Origin of the sequence: Nitrosospira sp. Nsp1, from assembly GCF_900100985.1 — a bacterium.
Lineage (GTDB): Bacteria > Pseudomonadota > Gammaproteobacteria > Burkholderiales > Nitrosomonadaceae > Nitrosospira.
Genome location: NZ_FMUF01000010.1, coordinates 1 through 26,795, shown reverse-complemented (window position 1 = coordinate 26,795; position 26,795 = coordinate 1). Strand labels below are relative to the sequence as shown.

At 51.4% G+C, this 26,795-nt stretch carries 32 protein-coding genes; 18 read left to right on the top strand and 14 right to left on the bottom strand.

All coding sequences use genetic code 11. The features are described from left to right. Positions 1-652 precede the first annotated feature (652 nt). Entirely contained in the window at positions 653-1,195 is a 543-nt protein-coding gene (locus tag BLP78_RS07995; RefSeq protein ID WP_090458246.1) for an inorganic diphosphatase, read from the top strand. Continuing rightward, positions 1,192-2,118 carry a CHAD domain-containing protein gene (locus BLP78_RS07990; protein ID WP_090458245.1) on the top strand — a complete coding sequence of 309 codons (927 nt, stop codon included), beginning with the start codon at positions 1,192-1,194 and terminating at the stop codon, positions 2,116-2,118. Before BLP78_RS07995 ends, BLP78_RS07990 begins: the two co-directional genes overlap by 4 nt. 294 nt (positions 2,119-2,412) lie before the next feature. Here BLP78_RS07990 and BLP78_RS07985 read toward each other — a convergent pair whose 3' ends face one another. Further along, positions 2,413-2,595 carry a hypothetical protein gene (locus BLP78_RS07985; RefSeq protein WP_090458243.1) on the bottom strand — a complete coding sequence of 61 codons (183 nt, stop codon included), beginning with the start codon at positions 2,593-2,595 and terminating at the stop codon, positions 2,413-2,415. Positions 2,596-3,016: 421 nt separating this feature from the next. On the opposite strand from BLP78_RS07985, the gene BLP78_RS07975 reads away from it, so the two are divergent. Together BLP78_RS07975 and BLP78_RS07970 are read left to right on the top strand one after the other, a co-directional pair. Then, positions 3,017-4,177: a zinc-dependent alcohol dehydrogenase gene (locus BLP78_RS07975; protein ID WP_090458239.1), complete on the top strand. Its 1,161-nt coding sequence runs from the start codon at positions 3,017-3,019 to the stop codon at positions 4,175-4,177. A gap of 464 nt (positions 4,178-4,641) precedes the next feature. Next, positions 4,642-5,832, top strand: coding sequence for a glycosyltransferase (locus tag BLP78_RS07970; RefSeq protein ID WP_090458237.1), 1,191 nt, complete (start codon positions 4,642-4,644; stop codon positions 5,830-5,832). A gap of 171 nt (positions 5,833-6,003) precedes the next feature. On the opposite strand, the gene BLP78_RS07965 is transcribed toward BLP78_RS07970, so the two are convergent. The 4 genes from BLP78_RS07965 to BLP78_RS07945 all read right to left on the bottom strand — a co-directional run bounded on the left by BLP78_RS07965 (position 6,004) and on the right by BLP78_RS07945 (position 9,069). Further along, the gene (locus tag BLP78_RS07965) at positions 6,004-7,557 is read right to left on the bottom strand and encodes a hypothetical protein (RefSeq protein ID WP_090458235.1); all 1,554 of its coding nucleotides are present in this window, start codon (positions 7,555-7,557) and stop codon (positions 6,004-6,006) included. A 396-nt stretch (positions 7,558-7,953) separates the two neighbouring features. Then, a complete protein-coding gene (locus BLP78_RS07955) occupies positions 7,954-8,223 on the bottom strand; it encodes a hypothetical protein (protein ID WP_090458232.1) in 270 nt (89 codons plus the stop codon). Between the two features lie 90 nt (positions 8,224-8,313). Continuing rightward, entirely contained in the window at positions 8,314-8,658 is a 345-nt protein-coding gene (locus tag BLP78_RS07950) for a hypothetical protein (RefSeq protein ID WP_090458230.1), read from the bottom strand. Between the two features lie 93 nt (positions 8,659-8,751). Further along, on the bottom strand, positions 8,752-9,069 hold the full coding sequence (locus BLP78_RS07945; protein WP_090458229.1) for a hypothetical protein: 318 nt from the start codon (positions 9,067-9,069) through the stop codon (positions 8,752-8,754). A gap of 340 nt (positions 9,070-9,409) precedes the next feature. On the opposite strand from BLP78_RS07945, the gene BLP78_RS07940 reads away from it, so the two are divergent. The 4 genes from BLP78_RS07940 (at position 9,410) to BLP78_RS07925 (ending at position 11,562) form a co-directional block, all read left to right on the top strand. Further along, positions 9,410-9,682: a helix-turn-helix domain-containing protein gene (locus BLP78_RS07940; protein ID WP_090458227.1), complete on the top strand. Its 273-nt coding sequence runs from the start codon at positions 9,410-9,412 to the stop codon at positions 9,680-9,682. Continuing rightward, complete coding sequence (locus BLP78_RS07935; protein ID WP_090458225.1) at positions 9,679-9,900, top strand: hypothetical protein; 222 nt, start codon at positions 9,679-9,681, stop codon at positions 9,898-9,900. The genes BLP78_RS07940 and BLP78_RS07935 overlap by 4 nt, the downstream gene beginning before the upstream one ends. 6 nt (positions 9,901-9,906) lie before the next feature. After that, positions 9,907-10,326, top strand: a complete 420-nt coding sequence (locus tag BLP78_RS07930) for a putative molybdenum carrier protein (RefSeq protein WP_090458223.1) — start codon at positions 9,907-9,909, stop codon at positions 10,324-10,326. A gap of 378 nt (positions 10,327-10,704) precedes the next feature. Next, positions 10,705-11,562: a PA4780 family RIO1-like protein kinase gene (locus BLP78_RS07925; RefSeq protein WP_090458221.1), complete on the top strand. Its 858-nt coding sequence runs from the start codon at positions 10,705-10,707 to the stop codon at positions 11,560-11,562. Between the two features lie 404 nt (positions 11,563-11,966). On the opposite strand, the gene BLP78_RS07920 is transcribed toward BLP78_RS07925, so the two are convergent. Next, positions 11,967-12,239: a hypothetical protein gene (locus tag BLP78_RS07920; RefSeq protein ID WP_090458219.1), complete on the bottom strand. Its 273-nt coding sequence runs from the start codon at positions 12,237-12,239 to the stop codon at positions 11,967-11,969. A gap of 216 nt (positions 12,240-12,455) precedes the next feature. On the opposite strand from BLP78_RS07920, the gene BLP78_RS07915 reads away from it, so the two are divergent. The 3 genes from BLP78_RS07915 to BLP78_RS07905 are packed head-to-tail and all read left to right on the top strand — an operon-like array spanning position 12,456 to position 14,166. Continuing rightward, positions 12,456-13,109: a hypothetical protein gene (locus BLP78_RS07915; RefSeq protein WP_143002919.1), complete on the top strand. Its 654-nt coding sequence runs from the start codon at positions 12,456-12,458 to the stop codon at positions 13,107-13,109. Next, positions 13,109-13,699, top strand: coding sequence for an RES family NAD+ phosphorylase (locus BLP78_RS07910; protein WP_090458214.1), 591 nt, complete (start codon positions 13,109-13,111; stop codon positions 13,697-13,699). The genes BLP78_RS07915 and BLP78_RS07910 overlap by 1 nt, the downstream gene beginning before the upstream one ends. Positions 13,700-13,728: 29 nt before the next feature. Then, positions 13,729-14,166 (top strand): GFA family protein, encoded by a 438-nt coding sequence (locus BLP78_RS07905; protein WP_256330170.1) that lies wholly within the window; start codon positions 13,729-13,731, stop codon positions 14,164-14,166. A 99-nt stretch (positions 14,167-14,265) separates the two neighbouring features. On the opposite strand, the gene BLP78_RS07900 is transcribed toward BLP78_RS07905, so the two are convergent. Genes BLP78_RS07900 through BLP78_RS07890 form a run of 3 tightly spaced genes read right to left on the bottom strand, consistent with a single transcriptional unit; the run spans position 14,266 to position 16,228 of the window. Next, entirely contained in the window at positions 14,266-15,720 is a 1,455-nt protein-coding gene (locus BLP78_RS07900) for a putative sulfate exporter family transporter (RefSeq protein WP_256330169.1), read from the bottom strand. A 1-nt stretch (position 15,721) separates the two neighbouring features. After that, complete coding sequence (locus BLP78_RS07895) at positions 15,722-16,021, bottom strand: DUF5395 domain-containing protein (protein WP_090458210.1); 300 nt, start codon at positions 16,019-16,021, stop codon at positions 15,722-15,724. Between the two features lie 3 nt (positions 16,022-16,024). Further along, positions 16,025-16,228, bottom strand: coding sequence for a hypothetical protein (locus tag BLP78_RS07890; protein ID WP_090458208.1), 204 nt, complete (start codon positions 16,226-16,228; stop codon positions 16,025-16,027). A gap of 496 nt (positions 16,229-16,724) precedes the next feature. Between BLP78_RS07890 and BLP78_RS07885 the strand changes: the two genes are divergently transcribed. Continuing rightward, positions 16,725-17,282: a hypothetical protein gene (locus tag BLP78_RS07885; RefSeq protein ID WP_090458207.1), complete on the top strand. Its 558-nt coding sequence runs from the start codon at positions 16,725-16,727 to the stop codon at positions 17,280-17,282. 226 nt (positions 17,283-17,508) lie between these two features. Here the strand turns inward: BLP78_RS07885 and BLP78_RS07880 are convergent, their stop codons facing one another. From BLP78_RS07880 to BLP78_RS07870, 3 genes are all read right to left on the bottom strand, one after another. Beyond that, positions 17,509-18,009, bottom strand: coding sequence for a methylated-DNA--[protein]-cysteine S-methyltransferase (locus tag BLP78_RS07880; protein WP_090458206.1), 501 nt, complete (start codon positions 18,007-18,009; stop codon positions 17,509-17,511). A gap of 651 nt (positions 18,010-18,660) precedes the next feature. Next, positions 18,661-20,148, bottom strand: coding sequence for a DVUA0089 family protein (locus tag BLP78_RS07875; protein WP_090458204.1), 1,488 nt, complete (start codon positions 20,146-20,148; stop codon positions 18,661-18,663). A 1-nt stretch (position 20,149) separates the two neighbouring features. Continuing rightward, positions 20,150-20,413, bottom strand: a complete 264-nt coding sequence (locus BLP78_RS07870; RefSeq protein ID WP_090458202.1) for a hypothetical protein — start codon at positions 20,411-20,413, stop codon at positions 20,150-20,152. 260 nt (positions 20,414-20,673) lie between these two features. On the opposite strand from BLP78_RS07870, the gene BLP78_RS07865 reads away from it, so the two are divergent. Beyond that, positions 20,674-21,711 (top strand): isoaspartyl peptidase/L-asparaginase family protein, encoded by a 1,038-nt coding sequence (locus BLP78_RS07865; RefSeq protein WP_090458200.1) that lies wholly within the window; start codon positions 20,674-20,676, stop codon positions 21,709-21,711. 84 nt (positions 21,712-21,795) lie between these two features. Here BLP78_RS07865 and BLP78_RS07860 read toward each other — a convergent pair whose 3' ends face one another. Next, on the bottom strand, positions 21,796-23,142 hold the full coding sequence (locus tag BLP78_RS07860) for a cytochrome P450 (protein ID WP_090458199.1): 1,347 nt from the start codon (positions 23,140-23,142) through the stop codon (positions 21,796-21,798). A gap of 310 nt (positions 23,143-23,452) precedes the next feature. On the opposite strand from BLP78_RS07860, the gene BLP78_RS07855 reads away from it, so the two are divergent. Beyond that, the gene (locus BLP78_RS07855) at positions 23,453-24,136 is read left to right on the top strand and encodes a zinc metallopeptidase (RefSeq protein ID WP_090458197.1); all 684 of its coding nucleotides are present in this window, start codon (positions 23,453-23,455) and stop codon (positions 24,134-24,136) included. Between the two features lie 110 nt (positions 24,137-24,246). On the opposite strand, the gene BLP78_RS15560 is transcribed toward BLP78_RS07855, so the two are convergent. Next, positions 24,247-24,483: a hypothetical protein gene (locus BLP78_RS15560; protein ID WP_176752819.1), complete on the bottom strand. Its 237-nt coding sequence runs from the start codon at positions 24,481-24,483 to the stop codon at positions 24,247-24,249. 3 nt (positions 24,484-24,486) lie between these two features. Here BLP78_RS15560 and BLP78_RS07850 point away from each other — a divergent pair, with 3 nt between their 5' ends. From BLP78_RS07850 to BLP78_RS16255, 4 genes are all read left to right on the top strand, one after another. Next, a complete protein-coding gene (locus tag BLP78_RS07850) occupies positions 24,487-24,705 on the top strand; it encodes a toxin (RefSeq protein ID WP_256330167.1) in 219 nt (72 codons plus the stop codon). Beyond that, the gene (locus tag BLP78_RS07845; RefSeq protein WP_090458195.1) at positions 24,692-25,021 is read left to right on the top strand and encodes a hypothetical protein; all 330 of its coding nucleotides are present in this window, start codon (positions 24,692-24,694) and stop codon (positions 25,019-25,021) included. Before BLP78_RS07850 ends, BLP78_RS07845 begins: the two co-directional genes overlap by 14 nt. A gap of 250 nt (positions 25,022-25,271) precedes the next feature. After that, positions 25,272-26,327, top strand: a complete 1,056-nt coding sequence (locus tag BLP78_RS07840; protein WP_090458193.1) for a hypothetical protein — start codon at positions 25,272-25,274, stop codon at positions 26,325-26,327. Positions 26,328-26,386: 59 nt separating this feature from the next. Next, positions 26,387-26,554 carry a nucleotidyltransferase domain-containing protein gene (locus tag BLP78_RS16255; RefSeq protein WP_143002917.1) on the top strand — a complete coding sequence of 56 codons (168 nt, stop codon included), beginning with the start codon at positions 26,387-26,389 and terminating at the stop codon, positions 26,552-26,554. The last annotated feature ends 241 nt before the right edge of the window (positions 26,555-26,795 follow it).

Sequence of the window (26,795 nt, the reverse complement as noted above, 5' to 3'; positions counted from 1 at the left end):
CGCGCACGGCGGGGCACGGTCTTACAGCCAAAGTAGCGGTAGCGGTTTTGGCGCCGCTAAGCCGCTTACTCGGGATGAACACTCACTTACCGCACCCCTGCCCTTCATGAGAATTGTTTTTCAGGAATAACTGTTCGAAGTCGACCTGGAGAAAATCGATTTTTCCCATGCTGGCATCAACCGCCAAACGTTTCATATTTATTTGCAGCCATACTTAACGGGAGCCAGCAAGCTGTATAAGCCTATCGACCACATTATCCACCGGCTGGTAAGAGGAATGTCTGCCAGGTAAACGAGATAGGACCCGTGACGGGTTGGATAATAATTGTCGCGCCTAAAGATAAGCATGCGGGATGTGCGTTATCGTACTGAGCGATTTTTGCCAAAGCCCTATTATTCGAGGGTGGACATCAAAGACATCAAACACTGCAAAAGGTTCAGGCAAGCGCGCCGGCAATCCTTCCGCTAATCTGAATGGTTGATTGGTTCGAGCTCTTTGGCTTCTCAGCTAATCCGGTCGAAATCTTTGTGTGCGCAACTGCCATTTATTCTTGCTTCGCCGCAACATCGGCGCTATTGCCATAACGGATGTGATGTTGCTTTGTCCTTATCGATTCAGCGTTGAAAACCCGAAACAGGAAAGGAGCATCACATGAATGACTCTTTGATTACCCTGGAGCCGAGAGCTGAGCCAGGCCTTGTCAACATCATCGTCGACACGCCGAAAGGCAGCCGCAACAAATTCAAGTATGACGAGAAAACGCGGTGCTTCCGCTTGAGCCGGATTCTCCCGGTTGGCGCCATTTTCCCTTTTGATTTTGGCTCTATTCCAATGACAAGTGCAGAAGATGGCGACGCGCTCGACGTGCTTGTGATCGGCGACGCCCCAAGCTTTCCGGGATGCCTCCTGACAGGCAAACTGATCGGCACGATATCCGGTGAGCAGACGGAAAAAAAGAAAACGATACGCAATGATCGGCTTCTCGCCGTGCCGGTCACCCCGGCAAATCTCCCCCTGTTCGAGCACATTGATGACTTGCCCAGCGCCTTGATAACTGAAATAGAGCATTTTTTCATATCGTATAACCGTATGCAGGGGCGTGAATACAAGCCCATTAAACGTGGGGGCCCGAAAGTGGCAGAAGAAACGTTAATCAACGCCGAGCGGCGCTACAAGCGCGAGCAGAAACAATGAAATCCGCAAATCGGTCCGTCCTCTCCGAGACAGCGGGTCATCCGGCCGACAAACTGCTGCGCACATCAATAGGCGAAGCGCTGGAGCGCCTGCAAGCACCTCAACCGATCTCGGACGAAGCCATTCACGACGCACGGAAAGCGTTAAAAAAGGCACGGGCCGATCTTCGGCTGTTGCAGGACGGAATGAGCAAAGCAACTTACCAGGCGGAAAACGCCAACCTGCGGGATGCAGGACGTTTTCTATCGCCGTTGCGTGATGCCAGATCGTTGATCGAAGCCTTCGACGCTCTCCATGATCGATATATCGATGAATTGCAAGGGGTTGAGCTTGCTCCGCTCCAAAAAATATTACGGGGCAACCTGGCCAAGGCGCGACGCCACCTCCATCCCCGGGGCAAATCAGCCGATCTGGAAAACTGTATACGTTTACTTGAGGGCAGCCTCGACCTGGCAAAACAAGGGAATTTCTCGTCTATCGATTCCTCGACCATCGGCCCAGGATTGCAGCGTATCTATGGAAAGGGTCGCAAAGCGTATGATGAAGCGAAAACCGTTCCCACTACAGAAGCGCTTCATGAATGGCGAAAGCAAGTCAAGTATCTGCTTAACGCGATGGATGGGCTTCATTCTTCAAAAAGAGACCGGGAAGGAGGCAAGGTGGTAAAAATCCTGAAACGAGCTGACCGGCTTGCTGACTATCTAGGGGACGATCACGAGCTCGCCATGCTGGCGCAGGAAACCGCACGCAGCGCCTACGCCTCGATTGATGGCGATGTGATAAAGAGATTGGACGCGCTCATAGAGCCTCGTCGCGCGAAACTGCAAAAGCGCGCCTTCAGATTGGGAAAGAAGCTCTATGACGAGAAACCCGAAAAATTTACAAAGCAGACAGGCGTTAGCGTTCGCTCAACTTCTGGCTGATATCGCGCGTCCAATCGCGCTTTGGTATTTTCGCGCTCCTCTGGACATTCATTATATGCAAGGCTGACAAGAGTCCGGTAACCGCGGCGGATCATGAAATCGAAAGCGCCCTTCGCCAGGTAACTCATGAGCGAGATCCTCACCATGCCATTATCAGCGAAGAATACGGGAGATACAGGGCAGCAATGACAGCTGGATTCTCGACCCTAACCGATTGGAATGGTCGCCCGCCCGGTTTGAATTCAGATGGATGCATCGTAGCGGCAGCGAACAAACTTCTATTGGATGCAGCCGTCAACTCATTGATGTGCTTGCAATATCCCGGAAGCCTGTTTCTATTTCTCTTTTCCTGAGGATCATTTCTTCCTGCTGCCCCCAACGTTCATATGCGTCCCCTAAGTGCGATGCCGCACCGAAAACGAGAAAGCCCGGGAGTAACGTCTTATTGTTATTTAGCTCAACATCAGGAGCAATCATGAAACGCTATTCAATATTTGTGGCTCGGCCCCTGGTACTCGCCAGTGCGTTTTTCCTGGCGCCGGGGTTTGCTTATGCTCAGGTTACACCGGGACCAGGGGGTTCCATCGTTGGGCAACCGCCCGGACAAAACAACAATATTATCGGACAGCCAGTTCCGGGTCAGAGTAGCCCCCCTCCATATCCACCCGTGTCAGGGAGTCAATCTGACTCAAGGATAATTACGGGCACTGATCCAGTGAAGGACAAATTGAATCGGGCGAATAGAGAAGCCGCCGATATAGATCGGGACGGCAGGATAAGTCCGGAGGAAGCTTCAAGGATCCCGCCCGGTACTCCCGTGATCAAATAGGCCGCCTGCCAGCGTTTATTAACTGGTCACCCGTTTTTTTCCCGGAAAACGTTATGAAGGAGAATTCGGATGCATGCGCTTACCTATCACGGAAGTTATGACGTTCGGGTGGATACCGTACCTGATCCGATACTTCAGGAACCGGACGATGTCGTTCTCAAAATTACGGCGACCGCAATCTGCGGCTCGGATTTACATCTGTATCGAGGAAAAATACCTGAGCTCAAGGATGGCGACATCCTGGGCCACGAATTTATGGGGGTGGTTGTCGATGCCGGATCCGAGGTGGCGGCGCTACAGAAAGGTGATCGGGTAGTTGTGCCGTTTGTCATCGCCTGTGGCGAATGTTTCTTCTGCGAGAAACAGTTATTTTCAGCATGCGAGACAACCAATCCGGATCGCAGCGCAATCATGAACAAGAAGAACGTGCGCTCAGGTGCGGCGCTCTTTGGTTATACTCATCTGTATGGAGGTGTACCCGGCGGTCAGGCGGAATATGTGCGCGTACCAAAGGCCAACGTCGGCCCGATCAAAGTTCCCCAAACGCTGGCCGACGAACAAGTCCTATTCTTGAGCGATATTCTGCCGACCGGTTATCAAGCCGTACTTAACGCCGATATCGGCCCGGGATCAAGTGTTGCTATCTTTGGCGCCGGCCCTGTCGGTTTGATGGCAGCCGCCTGCGCTCGCATGTTGGGTGCGGACAAAATTTTCATGGTCGACCATCACCCGTACCGGCTCGAATTCGCCCGTGAAACATATGGCATTTTTCCCATCGATTTTGATGAAGTCGACCCTGCTGAAGTCATTATCGAGAATACCTCATTCAGGGGTGTCGATGCCGCTATCGATGCAATAGGTTTTGAAGCGAAAGGCAGCACGCTCGAAACCGTAATGACCAATCTCAAGCTTGAAGGCAGCAGTGGAGTCGCACTACGCCAATGTATTGCAGCCGTACGCCGTGGGGGTACGGTCAGCGTGCCTGGGGTTTATACCGGCTTCATACATGGATTTCTGTTTGGCGACGCTTTTGAGAAAGGCTTGATACTCAAGATGGGCCAGACTCACGTACAGCGTTTCCTGCCTGAACTGTTAGATCATATCGAATCGGGGAAATTGCACCCTGATGTCATTATCAGTCATCGCATGCCCCTTGCCCAAGCGGCCGCTGCCTACAAGATTTTCGACAGGAAAGAGGACGATTGCCGCAAGGTTGTTCTCACGCCTTAGTATCAATCAATTAATCAAACACCACCTGGTTTTCAGGCTCCCACATGCATCATCACCCCACAGTTAGCGCTTCTACCATTCCGCTGCTCTACATGGTCTCCGCTCAAACAATATACATAAACACGGCCGTATCCGCGCTCAAGAGCATGGGCTTTGCTGTGGCTCTATAAATGCCGCCACATCGAAAGGGCGAATGTACGTTATCGCACAGTAGCGCTCTCTAAAAACCTTGATCATTGCACTGTTGAGTACGCACAGCCGGTATACATAAGAGCGATGCCGATATCGGACACCAGCTGAATCGAATCTTGATCGGCGTCTCAACCGCGAAGCTTATGCAGTGTATTCAATGAACGCGACCTGATAGTGAAACATCGCATTCTATTGGCTAATCAGGCTATGCAAGTCTGGACCACATCAATGGCGCAGGGCAACTCAAGCCCCGTTCACTCAAGGAGCCGTAAATGACGACCATTATTGTTTTTTCCCACCTTCGCTGGGATTCTGCGTATCAACGGCCCCAACATCTTCTGTCAGGATTAGCGGAAAATTACAAGATCGTTTTTATTGAAGAACCGGTTTTCCATGAACATGACAGCTTCCTTGAAACATCCATTCCCGGACCAAACATAATTGTACTCAAACCTCATACGCCGGTCACGGCATCTGGTTTTCATGATGAGCAATTGCCGCATTTAATCAAACTGATGCGTCAATTTGTCGGCATCGACGAAGAACATCTAGCCTGGTTTTACACGCCAATGGCATTACCGCTACTGCAGGAGCTAAACCCTTCTCTCGTAGTCTATGACTGCATGGATGAACTCGCCGCTTTCAAAAATCCCCCAAAACAGATGCTTCAACGGGAAAATGCATTACTGAAAGTAGCCGATCTTGTTTTCACCGCAGGCCCCAGTCTTCATCGGGCAAAGCAGGGGCGTCATGCAAATGTTCATTACTTTCCTAACAGCGTTGATTTGGTACATTTCAAACAGGCTCTCGATCGCACCCACGTGCACCCCGCACATGAAGATATTCCGGGACCGAGACTTGGCTATTATGGTGTGATTGATGAGCGAATTGATACAGAACTCATCGGCCGCATCGCCGATGCGCATCCGCAATGGCAGATCGTCCTTGCTGGACCGGTGGTAAAAATAGATCCGGCCACATTACCGCGGCGGCATAATATTCATTATCTGGGACAACAGCCTTATAAGGCGTTACCACAATTTCTGGCTGGCTGGAACGTGTGTTTGCTGCCATTCGCAATAACCGAATCGAGCCACTTTATCAATCCCACGAATACGCTCGAATACATGGCGGCCGAGTTGCCCATCGTAAGTACGCCTGTCGTTGATATTGTAGATCTTTATGGAAATGTGGTGTCTATTGCGCACTCCTCGCGCGCTTTTATCAAGGCATGCGAAACTGCATTACTGACAACCCCGGAAGAACATAACCAGGATATCGTCAAGATGAAAGAAATGGTGTCGGAAACCTCGTGGAGCACTACGGTAGAAAAAATGCACGAGCTGATGCAGCTTACGCGCGAGCAAAAAGAAGAGTCAAGCAGCGCTAACCGCCACAGCCTGAACCGGGCTTATCCTGTAGGCGCGCAGTTCAACCAGCGCTGGCAAATAAAAAGCGCGTAGCCCAGCTTGGACATTCTAGCGGGTGGAGCATCGGGAAATGCTGACGTTTATCGAAATAAGCGGTTATCCTGATTTATATGTACGCATTCGCACAGGCTGTTGAGGGGTCGCTGCATGGGCTCCGACAGCTCTGCGAGGGGTTGCATCAGCAGCTTTCGCCTCCTTGTTTGATTACGCCAATTTGTATATCTGGTAGGCAGGATTAGGCGAACCGGGCACTAGCTCGAAGTTATCCAGGATGTACTGATGGATTAGCGGATGTGTATTACGGAAACGCAATTCCTCTCGCCCATCGAGCGGCAGATCGTATATCAAAATAAAACCGGGATTAGCGGCCCGGATGCGTTCAATCTCCAGCTGCTGGAAAACTTCATTTCGCGGAAACAGGGCATAGATCTCCCACATAGGAGATTTGCTTGCCAGCAATGGATAGGCTCCCGGCCAGAAAGGGACAGCAACAAAGCTCCGGCCATGTGGCGCATATTCGTCGGCCAGTTTTCGAAGCAGGTGGATATCGCTCGCTGTGTCTGGAGCGACGTTCAGCTCGCTGCCGGAAACTTCGATATTCACGCAGTGCTTGCTGGCGCCACATTGCCAGCCTGGATGAAGGACAAGCATCACCCACAGGCTTGCTCCACCCAGCAGGAATACCGAAGGCCACTTGATCCTGGCGGGCTGTGCAGCCAGTAACGCCAGACAGCCCATCAATAATGGAAAAATACCTTGCGCAAGATGACCGACATCAGCGCGGGAATAAGCATAATGTGCGTAAGGCAACGCCAGAAATGCGGTTGCAACCAGCACTGGCGCAACCGGTTTTTGACGGAATTTTTGCCAGACCACCCACGCAATTGCAAGGATACCAAACGCGATTGTCCCGATAAAAAACAGACCGACCAGTACTCCACGAATTGCTTCACCGACAGATGCTGAGCCGAATGGCACCATCCAGGGCCAGGGAACCGGCAAAGGAAGATTAGTGGCCTTGACTTCGAACAGGAAGCGGATGCTTTCCCAAAAGGCCATGGCGAAACCAGGCACTAGCAGCGCCATGAGAAGCACAGGGGAAAAACCGACGATTACGCCAGCAGCCCAGAGCATAAACCCCCTGATAAACCCGGGCTGATCCACTCGTTCGATTGTTAGCCAGGCCATGACGCCGAGACTGCCAAAAACGCCATATACACCGTGATTGCGGCCAAAGACAGCTACCAGCCCTATACACATGCCAGCCAAAAAATAACGCATGCTTGTTGGATTGCGAACCAGGAAGACCAATGCACCGATCAGCAGAATGGACAGTGAAATATCGAACAGCTTATGGCGCGGAAACATCCATAGCGCCAGCGTGACTGCTGCAAGCAACAGGTAGGCGAAGCTCTGGTTTTTGGTACTTCGAGCGATCAGAAGCAGGCCGGCGAATAATCCAATCACTTGAAAAAACGCCACCGCGCCACGCAAAGCCATAATGCCGTTGTCGCCCCACAAGCCCATGAGAACGGCAGACCAGTAATAACGACCCGGATCGTAGGACATGAAATCCCGGAGGGGCACCTCGCCCAGCATTACGCGCTGAGCGCCGTACCAAAGATAACCTTCATCCCACAGGCTGAAGCCCTTATGCCCTTGCCATAAGAAGAGAGCAAATACGACAAAACTGGAAAGAGCCAGTATTGACGATGCTTGAAGTGTTTTGTGCCTGCTTCCTTGATGCTTGCTAAACATTGATGTCTACAGACCCAAGACCGGGGGAAACAGACAATTATTATTGCATATTTTTATCCTTGCTCATCCCCATCCTGCTCCGCCCTTGTCCGTCCGCTGAGGGCTTTTTGCAAGATGTTATGCAGCAAGCCCCCGGTCGCGGCGCAATCCTGGTTGCATAACTGCCGATGTCATATTCTTCAGAAAGGTTCCGAAAGATTTTTGGAAGGCGCTAAGAAAATTAAGCGGCGCTTAGCTCAGCAAGCGCCAGGTGATGTGCGCGGTTACCCACGTTATCCGAATTGGGTGATAACCGGCATCCCGGATTTTACTTTCGAAAGAGAAAACCAGACGACACCGATTGCACCCGCATGAAGCGATATGCCAGGAGCAATTTTCATAGACTGCATTTGTATTTCAGCCCAGCCCTTGTCCATGCCTGGAGCTGGTGGGTACTTCCGCGCGCCTGATTTCACGATCTTTTTTCAAGGCGGGGCCAGCTTTGTCGCGGTATTTATCATCCATTTTTTGTTGTCTCTTATCCTGGTCACCATCCAGCTTGGCCGGCACCTGTTCGCGCATCTCACGATCCTTGTCCGAGACCGGCACTTTCTCGTCCGCCGCAACGCCAAAGCTGGAAACAGCCATGAAACAGGCAATAATGGAAACGGAAATAGCTTTGATCATTTTTATATCTCCTATTCTGACCTTAAACCTCAGGTTTATAACGGCCATGAATTAAAAGGGGCGGAACAGGCGTCAGAGGGCAGCGCCTTCTTAATACTCCCTTTTATCTCCATCATTGGTTGAGTCCGCGCCGGGCTTGGCCTCGTTTTTCATGTCGTCCTTGCTTCCTCTGCGATCCCCTTTTTTTGTTGCAGCGTCGCTTTTATGGGGCTCACCCTTTTTGATAATGCCGTATTCCTGCCCTGTGGGCGTTTCCCCTCGCTTGTATTGATCACCCAAAGATTGCCCAGGCACGGGGCTATCCATTGGCCCCTGCTGGGCATGAACTAAATTCGGTGCGGAAAAGGCCAGCATCAACCCGGCGATGCTTAATGCCAGCCCAGCCAAAGGTCGAGAATGCGGCGACGCCTTTTCTGATGTTGAACGATAGTTCATGACTTGCTCCTTGATCTCTCCAGCAATATTGCTGTGTGCCAACGATACGTCATGTTCCCCCGCCTATTCAGTGCGCTACCGCACGGGAGGGGCCTAAGGTGGCGGCTCCTCGCCCGTACCCTGGCATTTTATTTCCCACACGAGGCGCGAGGATATTACCGCCCCAATCTGGTTGAAGGTGGGAACCGATTCTTCAGAGATGAGCGTATATTCCGACAGGCACAGATTCCTGGCATCGATATCCAGCCATTCGGCAGCCTGCTGCCTTGATTCTGGATTGCCATCATATAAGCTTGTAAGGGAATAAACGCTTGAACCGTCTTCGGTTCTGACAGGTTCATGATCGCCTGCTGTCGAAGCGCAACCAGTCAGAACAGGAATCAGGAACAGGAAGATTTTCAGTGGGTTCAAAATTGTGAGTATTGGAGGTTATTTATATTTCCCACTTACTCAACATAGGCTTCCAGACCCAGGATATGCAATAGGCCAAATGGACTATTCAAATGAGAACGCGAAGAATCACCGCTATCTATGAAGGGCGTCGGATGCGAGAGTATGAACTTGTGGTCGGGCATGAACTAGTGCGGTATTTTGCAAAGTGTAATAGCACCGATAATCGATACGCAACCACCCGTGAGAAATCAAGATGCTTCCATGTATAAGCACCCTGGGTTTACTTCTTGGCCAAGCGAGCACTGTTTGGTCATTTAGTGATATTATTTGATCGACCTCGATTAATAATGCCTCTGAAATGATCACCTGCAGACTATCCGCCATCCTTGGAGCCAAGCGGCTTAAAGTCGCCGATGTTTGCCGCGCAACGGGTATTGCCCGAGCCACGCTGGACAGATACTACTATGACCGCGTAAACAGCTTTGATCGCGCGGTGCTGGAAAAGCTTTGCAGATTTTTACAGGTGAAACCAGGGGACTTGCTCATGATGATCGAGCAGAAAGATTTGTTTGAGACTTGGGTTGCAAATGCTCCTGTTGCTGCTGCGTTACCCACCGGAGATAAAGCATGATAGAGCGTGAAGTAAAACTTCTTCTTGATGTTAACGCGGTAAAACAGGTGCAGGTACATTACGCAGTTATGTCCGACGGCTATATGGTCGTGATTGACGGCAATCCCCTGGAAACAGGAAGGCGTGAAACCCGCCAATTCAAGACACTTGATGCAGCGGCTAAATTGCTCTTCAAGATCGGGATTGCGAATTTTTCGGTTAAGCTCAAGACGAGCTGAAGTACAGTGATTCAGAAAATCATATCAGGTGGGCAGACGGGTGCCGATCGCGCCGCGCTTGATTGGGCTATAGCGAACGATATCGGACATGGCGGCTGGTGCCCAGCTGGGTGGCGCGCAGAAGATGGGTTGGTCCCGGATTTGTATTGCTTGCGCGAAACGCAGCAGCGCAACTACCGGCAGCGTACCCAATGGAACGTGCGCGACAGTGATGCCACGCTGATCATCACGCCAGCGGCAGAACTCACCGGTGGATCACTGCTTACACAGGAATGGGCTCAGAAAATTAATCGGCCATGCCTACATGTTTATCGCTGCAATGAGTGGCGTGAATGGATCAGGATTTTCTTCGGAACAAACTCGACTTCAATATTGAATGTGGCAGGACCGCGTAGTTCAGGCGCGGCAGGAATTCAACCCAGATAATCCATTAGGCGGCTCTGCGAGCCTACGCGAGTGCTGGCGGTCAGTTTGCGGTCATTTTCGCCGCCATTTTTGCCACCTGCGCGGCATCCATAGACCAAGCTATGGACTTCTCCCAACCGGCAAAACTGTCTCGCAACCTGCCTCGCCATCATCTCGCGTCCTAATGGATTATCTGGGTTAAACATTTTGTTCATGAAGTGCTGGATGAAATGTTAGCGAATTCATCTGACAGAAAACGTTCTTATGACATCAAGCCAAAGATAACCATCAAATAATTGGGGTTTTTTATTTCGCATTTGGGATAATAAGAAATAACCCGTGGTTTCATTCGCGCCGACATGGGACGTAAAATCTTTCTCCAACCGAGCCAGCACACCTATGAAGACCCCGAACAGAATCAAGCCACTCGTTGAAGAAGGGTTGGTGGACATGGTGGTCCGCCAGCTCATGAGCGGCAAAGAGGCCATCATCTACGTGGTTAAGTGTGGTGGAGATATACGCTGTGCAAAGGTATACAAGGAGGCGCATCAACGCAGCTTCCGGCAAGCCGCTTCCTACAAGGAAGGCCGCAAGGTGAAGAATAGCCGGCAAGCGCGTGCCATGGAGAAAGGTTCGCGATACGGACGCAAGATGCAGGAAGAAGTGTGGCAAAACGCCGAGGTCGATGCGTTATACCGTCTTGGCGCCGCCGGCGTGCGAGTGCCACAGCCTTATGGCTGTTTTGAAGGCGTGCTGCTAATGGAACTGGTGACGGACGCGGAAGGTAACGCGGCACCCCGCCTCCACGATGTGGAGCTCAATGAAGAACTGGCGCTGGACTATCATGCAAAACTGCTCTACCAGGTTGTTCTCATGCTGTGTGCCGGGGTCATTCATGGCGACCTGTCTGAATATAATATCCTGATCGACCGCGACGGACCCGTCATTATCGACCTGCCTCAGGCTGTTGATGCAGCGGGTAATAATAATGCCAGCGCGATGCTCGAGCGCGACGTCGCCAACCTGACGACATTTTTTAGCACCTTTGCGCCCCAGCTTGCCACTACCCAGTACGGCAAGGAAATCTGGGCTCTGTATCAGTCCGGGTTGCTTCGCCCCGACACGCCGCTGACGGGCCGTATCGAGGTTGATGACCGGCCTGCGGACGTTCGCGAAGTCTTGCGGGAGATCGAGCAGGTAAAAAAAGAAGAGGAGACGCGACTTCGGTTTCTGCAAGAGAGGGCGATGTCGAAATAGCGCTACCTTCCCTCGATTTTCTTCTTCCACGAGGTGTGGTCCACGCTACCAAACTGATCAGCAGGAACCGCATCGGGAATTTGAGCCGAACGTCGCCGTCTCCGATTGTGGAATAGCCAAGTATACCCGGAGCTAACCACTGCCATCTATGCTTGTGTTTCATGTAGCGCAGCACATACACGCTCGTTCTTGATGCTATTTGAACCTGCTTCCGTCAGGGCGTTATCCAACATATCCCATCATGGCTTATCGAGTAAGCCATGACACACTTCTCCACCCATCTGGCGAGACTGGCATACTGGCTCTCCTCCCGATGAGGGATCAAACTCGCCCGAAGGTTGCTGGTTGCTGGTTGCAATTCCCGATCTCTGGCCTTGAAAGCTCACCAAGAAACCGGGATACTATTATTGCTTATATGGCTTCTTGTCCATTACTTCCTGATCTCTGTATTCGTATTTCTCTCCCGGCGATAAATCCTTGGGAAACTGTTCTTTCGTGACCTCAGAGGTTGAGCTTGGCTGCTTCCCATACTTGTCTCCATCCTTCTTATCTTGAGAAGAGCTTGGTTTAGCCATTGTTTCCTTGTTCTTGTCAGATCCATCCGATCCAGCGACTGCGCTAAAGCTGCAAACAGCCGTGAAGGCGGTGAGAATAACGGTCGATATAAGTTTTTTCATTTCAAGCTCCCAGGAAGTAGTTGCGGTGGTAGATAAAAGTATGTGCTTCAACATGCTTGAGTAGAAACAATACGCATACCCCTCGGTGTTATCGGTACGCTACCGCACGGTAGCGGATTGTGGCGACACAAATGTCAAGCGCAATTGAAATTGCTTGACGAACTTGACGAATTTGATCGGTGGTGTAAACTGATATTTCGTCAGGAGGAAATCAACATGCCAACCAAAACCATGCAACAAGGACAGGAAAGTCTCGATCAGATAGTGAGCGATTTGTTCCCTAAGGAAGCGACCAAATTCTCGCGCGCGCTGAATATTCACATGGTTAACCTGGTCAATGAAATAGTTCAGGAGGTAGTAGCTGACACGCTTCAACGTACAGGAGCAACTGCCACCGACAAGTTCTCATTGCCCGGGCATCAGACACATACTTCCAAACTCGGCACAGCGATTGACTGGACAACACTCCGGCCCGCAGGTGGAGGTGTTGCCGCAGCCGAGAAGGAAGGTAGTCGTTTCAAGCAGGAAACCTGGTCCAGCGATGAAATGCTGACATCTGATGAAGCAGCGAGCCGGATGAGCATGAGCCGTGAAGCACTTAACAACCGGCGAAAATCAGGGCAGGCTTTAGCGCTTGAGGCGGGAAAGCGCGGCTATCGCTATCCTTCGTGGCAGTTTGAAGATGCGCTTATCCCGGCCATGCCCGATGTCTTGAAAGCACTGTCGCCTCTTGATCCCTGGGCGCAGTATCTGTTTTTCAAGCAACCTGAGCCTTTGCTGAAAGGTGAAGCGCCGTTGAATTTGCTTCGCGAAGGAAAGCTGGACGAGGTGACGCGAGTGGCTCGCCTTCTGGCGGCGGAAGCGGATTGATGAAGGCCCTGCCAGCATCTTTTCCTGTCACGTTGCCGCTACATACTTTTACAGAGGCGGCTTTTTTTCGGATCTGTAAAACCATGTATTCAAGCAGCGAACCCAGCTTTCGTGCGGCAGGTACTTATCGTTTTGATTCGCCGGATCGAAGCTTTGGCACCCTTTACTGTGCTCGCAACTTTAAAACGTGTTTTTTTGAGACGATTGTTCGCGATCGTCCCGATCTAAAAATCCCCGCCGCTGACTACAACAATCGATCGGCGGTACAACTGCTACTGGACACCCTTACGCTAAGGCTCGTTGCCATTCACGGTGACGGGGCCCAAACACTTAGGCTTAACCTGGCAGAACTTGCAGGCACCGATTACACTTACCCGCAGGCGTTAGCAAAAGCCATCCATGACCACGTGAGTGAGCCGCATGGTATGGTATACCGCTCGCGTTTCGATGATGATGCCTTGGCAATGGTATTATTTGAGCGTGCCAAACCGCATGTTCGGATCTTTCCGGACAGTACGCCAGTTGCATTATCAGATGCGAAGGAACTTGGTGACGCAATTCGCAATACCGTTCCTTTCATTCTTGTCTGACCTATTCTTACAAAATTGGCAGGTACATTATGATGAACAACAGAAAAGCTCATAAAGGCAGTTGTTTTTGCGGCGCGGTCCAGTTCACGGTCCGCGGTGAACCAGTTGCAATGGGTTATTGCCATTGCGAGTCGTGTCGAAGCTGGTCGGCAGGCCCTGTCAATGCCTTCACTTTATGGGAACCCGAAGCGGTGCAGATCACACTCGGGGCAGAAAATATCGGCATTTACAACAAGACGCCGCGCAGTTATCGCAAATGGTGTAAGACCTGCGGGGGTCACATCTTCACAGAGCACCCAGGCATGGGACTTACGGATGTGTATGCAGCAGTCATTCCGGACTTTCCGTACCGCCCCGGCGTTCATGTGCACTACCAGGAGAAAGTACTACGCATCGAGGACGGGTTACCGAAGATGAAGGACCTCCCGAAGGAAATGGGTGGCTCGGGTATCAGCATCGAGGAATAACACGGCTGGCGCTTCAAGCTTCATCAACCAACAGGCGTTCCAGCCGACCAGCCACTCGAAAAAAATGGCGATAGACCCCCACCGCTCCCTTCAGCGTTGTCAAAGAGTAGGCGGCATCATGCCGCGATGAAATATCCACGCAACACCATAAGCGATCGGGGCGATAATCCCGAACAAGGCAATTGCATAAAGTAACGCCAGTTTACCCATTCCCCTGAGTTTGCTGAAATCGGTTATGACGCCGATGCTGAGGAACGTCATCATGAACATCATGGTACGCATGGACCCTTCCACCGGGGTCGCAGCTTCATGCAGAGTTTTGGCAATTTCCGGCCCGGTGGAAGCAATGGCGATATATGAAAACCACACCAGGAGGTAGCCCAATACGAATTTGGGGAACCGGTGCCAGATTTCCATGAGTCCAACTTTGGATTGCCCAGGTTGACGTTCCACTTTGTATACCCATACAAGCGCCAATACAAAAGCCCAAACGCCAATAAACATATCGATCCAGATTTTAGTGGTCAGCGAAGCCATTAAAATCCAGCCTTCTTTCCATACCACACCCAGATTGGCCTCGGCATTTGCCCGCATCAATTCATCGAGCATCGCCCCGGCGGCGGCATCCGCGCCATCGGTTTTAACCGTCAATCCCAGAGCAGACCCATTGACGATGGGTTGGTTTGGGGCTATTGCGGTATAAAGACCTGGCAGGACGATAAGCTCGAACATGGCGAAGATCACAACCAGTATCGAGACGACGACAGGAATAACCGGGCGAGCGCGGATGGCACCGGCGGTGGCAATGGCAGCCGATACGCCGCAAATGGAAATACCGGAAGCAAGTACGGCCGAAGCATCGCGTGATAGATGGAACACCCTGCGGCCAAGAGCATAGACAATTGGCCAGAACAACATGTACGCAACAAAGGTAGCCGCAACACCGGTCATGACCAGTTCGGTAATGAAACCGGCCGCCTCGATGGACATGACACCAATTTTAATACCCAGAAACACGATTGCTGTTTTGATAAACCATTCCGGTTTCGCAGCTTCGCTGAGAAACGCGGCACTGCCCTTGAAAAAATTTCCGATAATCAGCCCAATCAAGAGGGCCAGCAGGTAAGAGAATCCACCTCCGAGAGACAATCCCCAGGATAAGCCGAATTTGGCAAACTCATTAACCGATACCTTGAAATGGGCTTCCTGTCCAACGACCCATATTGCCCAGGTCATCACAAAAAGCACGGTCCATCCGGCAAGGAACCGTTTCAGATCGAATTTCATCGCCCACGCCGCCACACAAGTCAGCGTGGTGAACACCAGATAGGTTACCAGCCATGAAAGTGTCGGATGCCAGCCTAGTTTGCCGCTGGATTTCAATACACCCTCAAGAGAAAAATCTCCCCATACCCAGGTGTTGGGTTTCGCCATCCAGCCGGTCAGGTCCAATCCCCAGAGTGAACCGACGCTTGCCAGGAACATGGTGAGCCCCAGCCAGACAGCCCACCAATCTTCTGTTCTCGCCATGCCGGAATACCATTTTCTATTCATTTCACTTATTTTCAGCCCCGGTTTGCTGCACTTTCAGTATGGGTGATTTCAAATCCAGCCGGATGTAGCGGTTGAAGTAATGAGAGGCGTACTGCCGTATCCAGGTCGGGATGCAGTTATAGTCAAAAACCATGAATACGGTAACGTGAATATTTTCGGGAAATAATTGCCTATCCAGCAGACATCGGGTCAGTTCCTGGTCCAACTCGCGCAAAGTCTGTCCGCATGCTTCGAAACTTTGATGGTATGCGATCCAGTTGACGCCATCATGTACCAACCGGACCTCCAGATCGGCTTTCATCCGTTATCCGGGAAGCAGGAACAAGTCTACTAAAACACCCAGGATTACAAGTCCCGCAATACCGATGCCTATGCTCCACAAGCAGAGCTGGGTTTCCCACTTTTCCCAAGGTTCAGGTTCGCCCAGAATCGATTGATTGGATAGCAACTTGCCGACATTTTCAAAAGATTGATCGGCAATCTCATTTTTTTTATCATTTGTTGTCATGGTGTTTCTTCTCTATAAGGACTCCTTTTTATTCTAACGCAGGTCAGGAAGAATGCCGATAGCGTCAGAAAAGAGCTATCCATAGTATCGCTCGAGCGGCGGGCGAAAGAGAAGCCTGTATCAGGTGGGTGCCAATAAGCTTGCGTAGACGGCGGAGTAAAAAATGTCAGACAAGCCTGACCCTATAGATTTTTGTCAGATAAGCGCATTATCTTATGATCAATGAGTCTGACCCTGTAGATTTTAGATTTATGCAGTTGCCGGATACGGCAGGGCAGCGTAGCGACAAATCCGAACAACGTGGTGACAGGAGGGGCGATTCTTGCGGGTCTAGACATCAACCTCAGCAAAAATAGGAGCCTGAGCCACGGTGTGATGGCGGTGGCTTTCGCGAGGTTTGAAAGGTTAAACTCAAAATTTGCCTATTCTTATTCTTGACTTATATCTTATTCTTATATTATTCTTATCATGTCTTAATTAAGAAAGGAAGTATGTCATGGAATCCATTGAAATTGATGATGATGTGTTTGCGCATTTGCAAAAATATGCCCGACCATTTGTTGATACACCGAATTCAACCCTTCGTCGTCTGCTTGATATTGATCATGAAATTGATATAGTAAATCAAAAAAATCTTGATGCTGAATTAGAAGAATCCACAGCCCAAAATTCTGAGAGCAGCGGAACTATACCTTTGAGCCGATGGCCTTTTGAAGAATTGAAAGCTCACAAGCTTGTGGGCAATGCGCGATCCAAAGCTCCAAAGTCCGACTTGGCTCTATTGATTAAAGAGAATTTTCTACAAAACGGGCAGAATTTGTACCTCATTGACTATCAGGGAAATCGGGTGCAGAAATTTTCTGCCATTATTTCTGAGAATAATCTGATCTATAACGGTCAGCGATACTCTATGAGCAATCTTGCTCAAGAGTTACTTCTCCAGCTAGGTTTCAGGAGTAATTCCGTTCGTGGCCCCGCGCATTGGGTGACCGACGAAGGGAGTTCAGTCAAGGATATTTGGCAGAAATATCTTGATCAGAAAGTGAGGAAATGAAATTGCTGGCAACAAAAATGTTTCAAATTTGTACCACGCTTATTTATTGCTCTCTCCACTTTCCAGCATAGCCATTTGCAATCGACCTATACGAAAATAGGAAGGGCGTGAATCTATGGGGTCGGATTCGATTGATGCAGGAATTGCTCTGACCACTTACATAAGCCGAGCTGGACATGCGCTGCTGGCACATTTCCCCAGTTCGCGGTGTAGCTGGGCGAGACAATCAAGCTACGGTTTGCAACGTATCACCACTTTCCAAAGTGAGCAGCAGCTTTTTTGTTCCGAGTCCTCCCGCAAATCCCGTGAGATCGCCAGATGTACCTATTACGCGATGACAGGGGGCAATAATTGAGATCGGGTTTTTTCCACTTGCTGCACCAACTGCTCGAGCGGCCTTTGCGTTGCCAATTTGTATCGCAATTTCGCGGTAGCTGCGGGTTTCTCCAAAAGGAATAGTCAGCAGCGCCTCCCAAACCTTTCTTTGAAATTCGGTCCCGACGAAGTTGAGCTCAAGCTCAAAACAGTTTCTTTTCCCTGCGAAATACTCATTCAGTTGCCGTTCCGTCTCTGCCAGAATCGGACTATCTTTCTCTTCGTGCATCGGGCCAAGGCGTACCCGATTTGGTTTATCGTGTTCCCACAAGATTGCAGAGAGCTTCGATCCGTTTGAAACAAGCTTTAATTTGCCAATGGGCGAGTCCACGATCTTGTATACATATGACATATACCGCCTCCGTATTGAAAAAGTGCCATTTACAGCGATTCATGACGATTTTTCGTCCTTTGCAAGATACACATTCACTATATATCCATGTTCAAAAGCAAGAAACGTGTTTCTTGCTTTTGAACTTTTATTATGTAGAGCGGCCACAGTACCAGATTTTCGAGTCTCACTATCTCACTCGCTGGTCAAGGTCGATCCCGGGCCTTTAAGGTAGCCATACCCTTCACGATAAACCAGCTCTCGAAAAATGAGAGAAAATGGATAGACCACCCAGTTGTGTTTATGTAGTTTTTATTTATAAAAATCCTTGATCCTAAATTCGGTAGTTTGACGAGGTGGAGTGAACGGTTTTTGGGGTGCAGGATGAGGCGCAACGACGCGGAATGCGACCGCGCAGGGCGGAGCAGCACCTTCCGCAGGATAGGTGCGACCACGAAACGGGATGCCGGGTCTCTCGCACGACGCTTCAGAGCACCATTCCATTCCAAGAAGTTGCAATTCAGCGCCGTGCCGCCCCGTCAATCATTTCTCTTAGGACGATGCACTCGGAAGACTTCGATTTCTCCTCGGCGGACGGGCGAACTTAGCCTGTGCTGCCCGCTGCAAATGCAGAAAGGATGAACTCTATCCAGGATAATGCGGAATGCGGGATCAGTCTCTCACCGAAATGCTGTAAGAACCCGTGCCGGTTGGGCTGTAGTGCCTGACCTGGGCATAGTAAACGCCAGACGCAAGGTTGACGGCAATCCTTGAATTGGTTCCGGGACCGCTATCATCATCCTGGGTGATGAATGTGGCCGGATTATCGGGACCAAATAATGTCAGGAAGCAGTCGGTGCTGCCTGCGGTTTCGATTGTATGGGTGCCGGAATTCATTACCGTGAATGTATACATATCCCGCTCATTCGCAGCAGAGATCGTTCCCTGCACTGCCGGACCGTTTACCTGAATGGTTGGGATACCGGGCTGGGGTGCCGATCCGCTTACTGAGATACTATAGCTCCCGACCGATGAGCCGCTGTAGTGCCGCACGCGTACATAATAGGTACCCGCCGACAGATTTCTTTCAATCCGCGAATTCGCGCCTGGTCCGCTGTCGTCATCCTCAGCAATGATTGCCGCCATGTCGTTGGGGCCATACAGGGACGTCACCACATCGGTTGAACCTTGCGTCCCAATGACATGACTTCCTGGCGTAGTCACGACGAAACTATATATATCAATTTCTCCTGCCTGCCCTATCGAGGCCGAGGTAGCCGGCGCGCCCACGGTAAGGGGCACGACCTCTGGAGACACCACTCCCTCATCGTCATACGTATAACCGAGCACATGATGATCGAGAACGCTTAGCGGCGTAGGCGGTGACGTTTCATTGTCCCACGGCGGCATCGGATCGTCCCGGCCGTGACCCGCCACTACATTGGGGGTACCGCTGGGCGGCAAATAAATTGCCGCAGGATTTTCCCTTTGCCATTCCGCCCATAGCCGATCGATATTGCAATGGTGCAGCCAGAACACCGGGTCATTGGGAGATGACATAGCCATCATCGACCCACCAACCCACATGTGCCCCGGATTGTGAATGACCGCTTCCAGCCGATTCCGGAAACTCGTGTTAGTGCTGCTATTGGAGTTCCATGGTGCGGAATCATATGGAACCACATTCAAGGTGGCGCTGACACCTTGTTGAGTCGGCAGCGACCCCATTGCGCCAAAAGCGCGCGTAAGGAAAGTGGTTGCATCGCCGGGATCACGGACCGTAAGCGTCCATTCTCCGGTTGAAAATGCAAAGGGGCCTGTGGTAACTTGCCGGCTGGCGCCCGTTCCATTGCCACCCATGAAATTTGAGGCCCAAAGCGAGGCTCCAGCCGTCCTGTCGACTGTCCAGTCCCAGTAGGGTATGGAAACACTTGAATCGACCTGCTGGAGAGCAAGCTCGAACCGGCGAAGATACTCCCGGTGCCACGGCAAAAAAGCCGGGCCCCCGTGCGCAGGGTCGTTGGGGCTGGCCATAAAGGCGGCGCGATGTTGAGCAACGAATACGTCGTAGTCGCCGTTTGCCTTCAGCGCCTTCACCGCTGCAACGAATGCTGCTTTCTCGGGGGCTGTCAGGCTGGACTGATTTTTTCGGATTCCCATGTTATTCCCCCGTTTCCCTGTAATCGATAATCTTCTTGGCTAAATCGGCTGACGAGGGTTGGGGGTCGAAGGCGAAGCCGGATGCCCTATACCCTCCGCCTGCATCGCGCACCGTGAAGATTCGCTCCCCATCGATGTATAGTTCAGTCCCCTCAGCGCCCGCTTCGTCTTCTCTGATCCCTGCCGTAGCTCTCGCGGTAGAAGCCTCCGCTCCGGTTCGAAGGATAATCTCCCGGCCCTTATAGGTTTCACGTTGCTCCGCCATTTTTCCCCCTCTCAAATATGAGTTCCAAACCAAATCAAAAACCCAGCACGTCACATGAGCTGGTTATTTTTAATATAGATCATCTCATTGAAAATGTCAGGAAAGCGGATGCGCCGAATTGCGCCAAATCAAATATAACCGGAAAATATTCCAGGAAATATAACGTTACGCTACTAAAGTTACCGAAAAGGAGACCACAATATGGAAAAAGTCCGCGATGCGAATATTTTGAAACGATTAAATGTTAAATTCTGTAACACATGACAATACAAACGAATACGACCAGGGTAGATACTTCACCGATCCGACTGGTGATTCACGGGGGCGCCGGTACCATCACGCGCAGCAAGCTGACAAAGGAACTCGAGCAGGCTTATACGCAGGTACTTGCGCAATCGCTGACCGCCGGCTACGCAGTGCTTGACGCAGGCGGCAGCAGTATCGATGCCGTGATTGCAGCGATCGTAGTAATGGAAGATTCGCCGTTATTCAACGCCGGCAAAGGCGCAGTGTTCAGTAATGCGGGGCGCATTGAATTGGATGCATCGATCATGGATGGTTCCACACGCATGGCGGGTTCTGTCGCCGCGGTGACGACAATACGCAACCCCATCCGCGCTGCCCACGCCGTGATGACGAAAAGCGCGCATGTGATGCTGATGGGCCAGGGCGCCGATGCCTTTGCCGCCGAGATGGGCCTGGAGATCGTTGATCCTTCCTATTTCTACACTCAATTCCGCTGGAATCAGTTGCAAAAAGCCATTGCCGAAGAACGCCTGATGCAGGACCATGACGTGGTTCCCAATACGCCGCAGCCCCAGATGGACGAAAAGGTGGATGAAAAGCGTGGAACGGTGGGGGCCGTAGCGCTGGATCGTCATGGCAATCTCGCCGCCGGCACATCGACCGGTGGAATTACCAACAAGCGCTTCGGGCGCGTAGGGGATTCATCCGTCATCGGCGCCGGAACCTACGCGGACAATCGCTCGATTGCGGTATCCGCGACCGGCACCGGAGAAATATTCATTCGTACCGTAGCTGCATTCAACACGGCGGCACAGGTACGGTTACAGCAAATTCCGATTATCGAGGCGGCGGATAATACGCTGGCGGAAATCGCTGCCATCGGCGGTGATGGCGGTTTGATCGTGCTGGATGCAAAAGGTAATCATGCAATGCGTTTCAACACCAGGGGCATGTACCGTGGCACTATCGGTAGCGACGGCATTGTGCGGGTGGGTATGTTCGCTGCCAACGATAAAGCAGTATCCATGCCCAGCTTACATCGTACTCGCTAGACGGGCTCGCCTAGGCGATCAGGCCATAGGCAATCTTCTCAACAGCTTTTGTGGATGACAGAGTCCCAGAACTGAAGATTGATTTTATCGCCACTTTATCCGGACTGGAATTCCACCCTTGGGCCGCAGGGTTACCGCCATCTCAACCTCTACTTCATCCGTATCAAGCAACTGTAGATCACAGTGCTGAACTATCATGCTGAGCAAGAGCTGGCTTTCCAATAATGCAAAATGACTACCGATGCAGATGCGCTCGCCTACCCCGAAAGGCATGAACGAAAACCTGCGATTCTCAGGTATTAAAAACCGTTCAGGGTCGAACTGCTCCGGTCGTGGCCAAAAGTCAGCGTGATGATGAAGATTGAAAATGCTGAATATCGCAAGTCTGCCAGCCTTCAAAAAATAGCCATCAACCTCGGTATCCTTATTGACTCTACGCAGCATAATGCCGGCAGGTGGACGGAAACGCATCGATTCATTGAGTACCGCTCTCGTATAAACAAGCTGCTGCAGATCTGCCGCACCCGGTATTTTTCCTTGCAGCAGACCATCAAGTTCCTGACGCAGTTTAGCGAGCACATCTGGATGCCGGGCCAGTAAATATAAGGTCCAACTCAACAAATTCGCGGTGGTTTCGTGACCTGCACCAAAAATGGTGATGACTTCATCCCGAAGCTGCCTGTCGGTCATCTTTTCACCGGTGTTGTCATCGCTTGCTTTTAACAGCATATCCAGCAAGTCGTTGTGCGTGGATGGTGCAGCGCGGCGTTGATCGATGATTCCGTATATGACACCATCGATTATTCCCAATGCCTGTTTGAATTTTTGATTGGCCGGGGTCGGTACATACAACGGGAGCATCAAAGGATTCACGATGGTTTTAGCGGCGTACCTGAGCAAGGTATCCAGAGATGGGGATATCAGTTCTATTTTGTCGAGGACGCTGGTACTGAACATGGTCTGGGTGATCCCCTCCAGCGTCAACTGCGTCATTTCCCTGGACAGGTTAATCTCCGCACCTTCACCCAGCTTCCGCCATCTATCCAGCATATTGCTGCCAGCGGTGACGATTTGCGGCAACAGCGTGGTTATATTACTTCTCTGAAAAACCGGTTGCATCAACCGCCGTTGCCTTTGCCATAAATCGCCCTGGCTTGTTACTAATCCCTGCCCCAAAACCAATGCCAGGCCAGTTGGTTTTCCGGCATCGTGGATTTTTACAAAAACATCGCTTTGCTTGATCAGGGCTTGTTCAAACAGTTTCGGGTGACCGAATAGATAAATTTGGCGGGCAGCTAATCTGAAGCTGACCAGGTCACCGTAATCTCGCTGCCAGTCACAAAGGGCTTGAAACGGATTCGCGATCATCTGGCTTAAATTGCCCAGCAGAAAATCGCCTTTGACCTGTGGAACTGTTTTGTTATGCGGCATCGTCAATACAATTAGAAGTTTTCATCATGAGTTCATCAGCATTCAATGCTGCGCGTACACGGATCAGATGCAACAAGTCAAACAAAAGCAAATTCACTATCTGTTCTTGTCCAGTTTTCGCTAATGGGCCCTGACCGGGTGCTGCCGATCAAACGATCCATCCACTTGACCTTGTTACCGGGATTCAAGATGAATTATTTTGAACATCATTGATCAAACGTTAGGGTGAGCGCATGATCAGCCTGCGCTACCGATAAGCCGTCATTAGACTGTTACCATTAAAGTTGTTTTTTTACTAATACTTCCCGCTATGCTTTATCTGATATTGGTCTGTTTTATCGCTCTCCTGGTTGTCGGGCCTTCCTACTGGGTCAAACATACCATGGAAAAATATAGTGAACCGGCTGATCGCTATTCATTCACGGGAGCACAACTGGCTCGCAAGTTGCTGGATAAGGCCAATTTACAACATATCACGGTCGAGGTAACTGAATTGGGCGACCACTATGATCCGTTAAAAAAAGTGGTCCGTCTCACACCGGATAAATTCAACGGCCGCTCACTGACAGCCATAACGGTTGCAGCGCATGAAGTCGGCCATGCGATCCAGCATCAGGATAACTACCCGCCTCTTGCCTTGCGTACCAGGTTGGTGCAATGGGCTGCACCTGCGGAGAAACTGGGTGCCGGAATCCTGATGCTGTCTCCCGTGATTATGGCGCTATTGCGCTCTCCCTCGGCGGGATTGCTATTTCTTGTAGGCGGCATCCTGACACTGGGAAGCGCGACGCTTGTGCACGCGCTAACCTTGCCGATGGAATTGAATGCGAGCTTTGCCCGGGCCCTGCCAATTTTGGAGCGAGAGCGTTATCTGATCGATGGGGACATGCCGCATGCCCGGCGACTGCTCAAGGCCGCGGCATGGACTTATGTTGCGGCTTCCCTGATGACACTCCTTAATATGGCTCGTTGGTTGGCGATTTTACGTCGATAGTTGAAGTTAAAATATGCGGGATGTTAACGTCAGAACGAGCGATCAACCGAGGAATCCAAATTTCTCTATTGGTGAATAATGAGGTCTGACCTTGAGCTATCCCCACAAATTCAGGCATCCAATAAGCTTTCAATATAGGGATTGATCGTTGTTAGCGATTGCCAGATTTGATTGGGTAATAATCGAAACGCCGGTTGTCGCAGGAGCAAACGCGCGAGAAAGATCACCGAATAAGGATCACGTTTGCTGGACGAATTCACACGCACCTGTTTAGCGATCGGCTGATTCTTTCCGGCAATACCGATACACCAAAGGAGGAAGGCAGCCAGTGCAGCAATCAGCAGCATGTCGTGGTAGCGATCGAATCCGGCGGTCTGCTCGATATCCTGACCCATCCGAACCAGGTGAAGTATCCCCGACAGCGAATTTTGGTCGTTGCTGCGGACAACTACGTCTACCTGGCGCCGTTTGCCGAGGAAGAAGACTACCTCTTCCTCAAGACCATCATCTTGAGTCGCAAAGCGACAAGGGATTATTTGAACCAAGGTGAGCCTGATGCCGAAGATTGATGCGTACGAGCAGGAAGTTCTCGATGCTTTCGAGAAAGGGCAACTCAAATCGGTTGCAACCAAGGCAGAGCTTGCCAGGCTCAAGGCAGCGGCTCGTGCCACCGCTATCAAGGATCGGTGGGTAAATATTCGCCTTTCGTCGGGTGATCTGAGTGATATTCAGGTGAAGGCGCTTGAGGAAGGTATTCCGTATCAAACGCTCATCGCCAGTGTATTGCACAAGTACGTTACCGGCCGTCTCGCGGAACGTCCCGCGCCGAGTACCGAGCAAGCGTCCAGTCGTATACCGAAGCGGCGTACTCCACCCGCTGGTTGATGGTTCGCTCTTTATCTCAGGCGCCCAGCCCTTCCATAGAGCGGAACCGCTTCGGCCGGCGGCTTGCGCGAGCCGCTCATGAGCAAGGGTACCGATGGGTAGAGTAGAGAACAGACTCTCGCCTGCCCTCCCTCATCAAACCGTGCATGCGGTTTTCCCGCACACAGCTTTCCGATGTTCTTCACGCCAAGGCATGCGCTGTTTTCCAGCCCGCCGTTGTCGGAACTTTGAATTCACCTAGTACAAGTTGATGAACAACAGTGGAGCGAAAACCAATAGTGGCGGCGAAACGATGCAGCCGGTCATTACGTTGACCGGCTGCATAGGCTGGACCATTCGTTTCACAGAGATCATCTTCGATGATCCGCCATATTTGGCGATGCAGGCCGCCCCTGAATTTCCGGGCGGCAATGGCAGTCTGACCAAGGCCGGCATCATTTGGGATCCGTTCGCGTTGATCGAATCGGTCAGGCGACCGGGAGCACATCAGGTGCTGACCTGCGAATGTGGTTATGCACCTGATGCTGACTTGCAGGAGCCCGTCCTGGTCAGCCACCCGGACATGAATAGCGTAATCTGGGAACTCGATATTCCGGGTCTGCGCCCGGCTCTGGATGATGCATTCGACAGGGACCGGGCAAGCTTTTTGCGACTGGTCTTTGCGCGTGATCAGTACGAGGCCGATATCAGGGCACTGTTGCGCGGCTTGCAGCACGCCAGCAATACCTCTTTCGTGACCGAAGCGCTGGATTCGCGGATTATTGGACTGACGCACCTGCGCTCAACTTGCGCAGCTTGCGATTCAATTTGCGTGAAAACGCTGGAACCCGACTCGCAGGGGTTGGCACTGGAACGTTTGATGGAACTGGACGCGGACGGCCCCTGGCTGCGGGAGCCGATGTGGCCCGCTGGAACGCTCATTGAATTCGGCTTTTTCCAATGCGGCGACGGGCATGGCCTGATCCGGGTGAATGGTGAACTGTCTGGTCCGGTCTGGCCTGGGCGGTATCTCACGCGCTGGAATGTTCTCGATGCGTTCAGGGCTTGGCTTTCCCACACACGACGTGCTTTTGCACTGGACTCGTTATTCCCATTGCCGCTGGGAATCGGTAAAAACGAGCTTGTCCTGCTTCGGGAGTCGGATCGACCGTGCTGCCATGATGCGGGCAGGCGATTGGCCGCAGTCATGCAAGCAAGCCTCGAAGAAGGTGAAACGGCGCCGGATGTGACAGTGCACTATTGCGAATGTCCGCTCTACGCCGCAGAATCCGGGTCATTTTCGGCTGAAGTGGATGAACATAACTGAGTTCAGCGATCACTCTATCGACCTGTTGTCCGCATCACATCGAAGTCCGCCTATCGGCCATGGAAGCCGAATACAGCGTGCGGGTGCTCTACGCCCGTGAGTCGGGCAGCCGGGGCTGGGGGGGCGCGACATCTGGTTCAAGAGCACATTCGGCGGTGAGCATTTTTTCAGCCTTATTTTACCCAACCCTCCGTTCAACCTTCGGTTCGGTTTTGATCAAATGTTAATCTGGCCGCGTCATACCCGTTTCGAGTTCGGTGTTATCAATGACCCAGACTGCACTCCGGGTGACACCATGACCGGTTACTTGGACCGATGTGCCGACCCCGAATCCGCAGGCCACCTCGCTTATGGCAATTAACAAGACCTGACCCAATACTGTTCGGATAAATAAATATCAGTTACACTTTAGCCATTGTCCTCATGGGAGCGGAGATGGCACGAACCAAAGCAGTTCTGGGAGCTGGG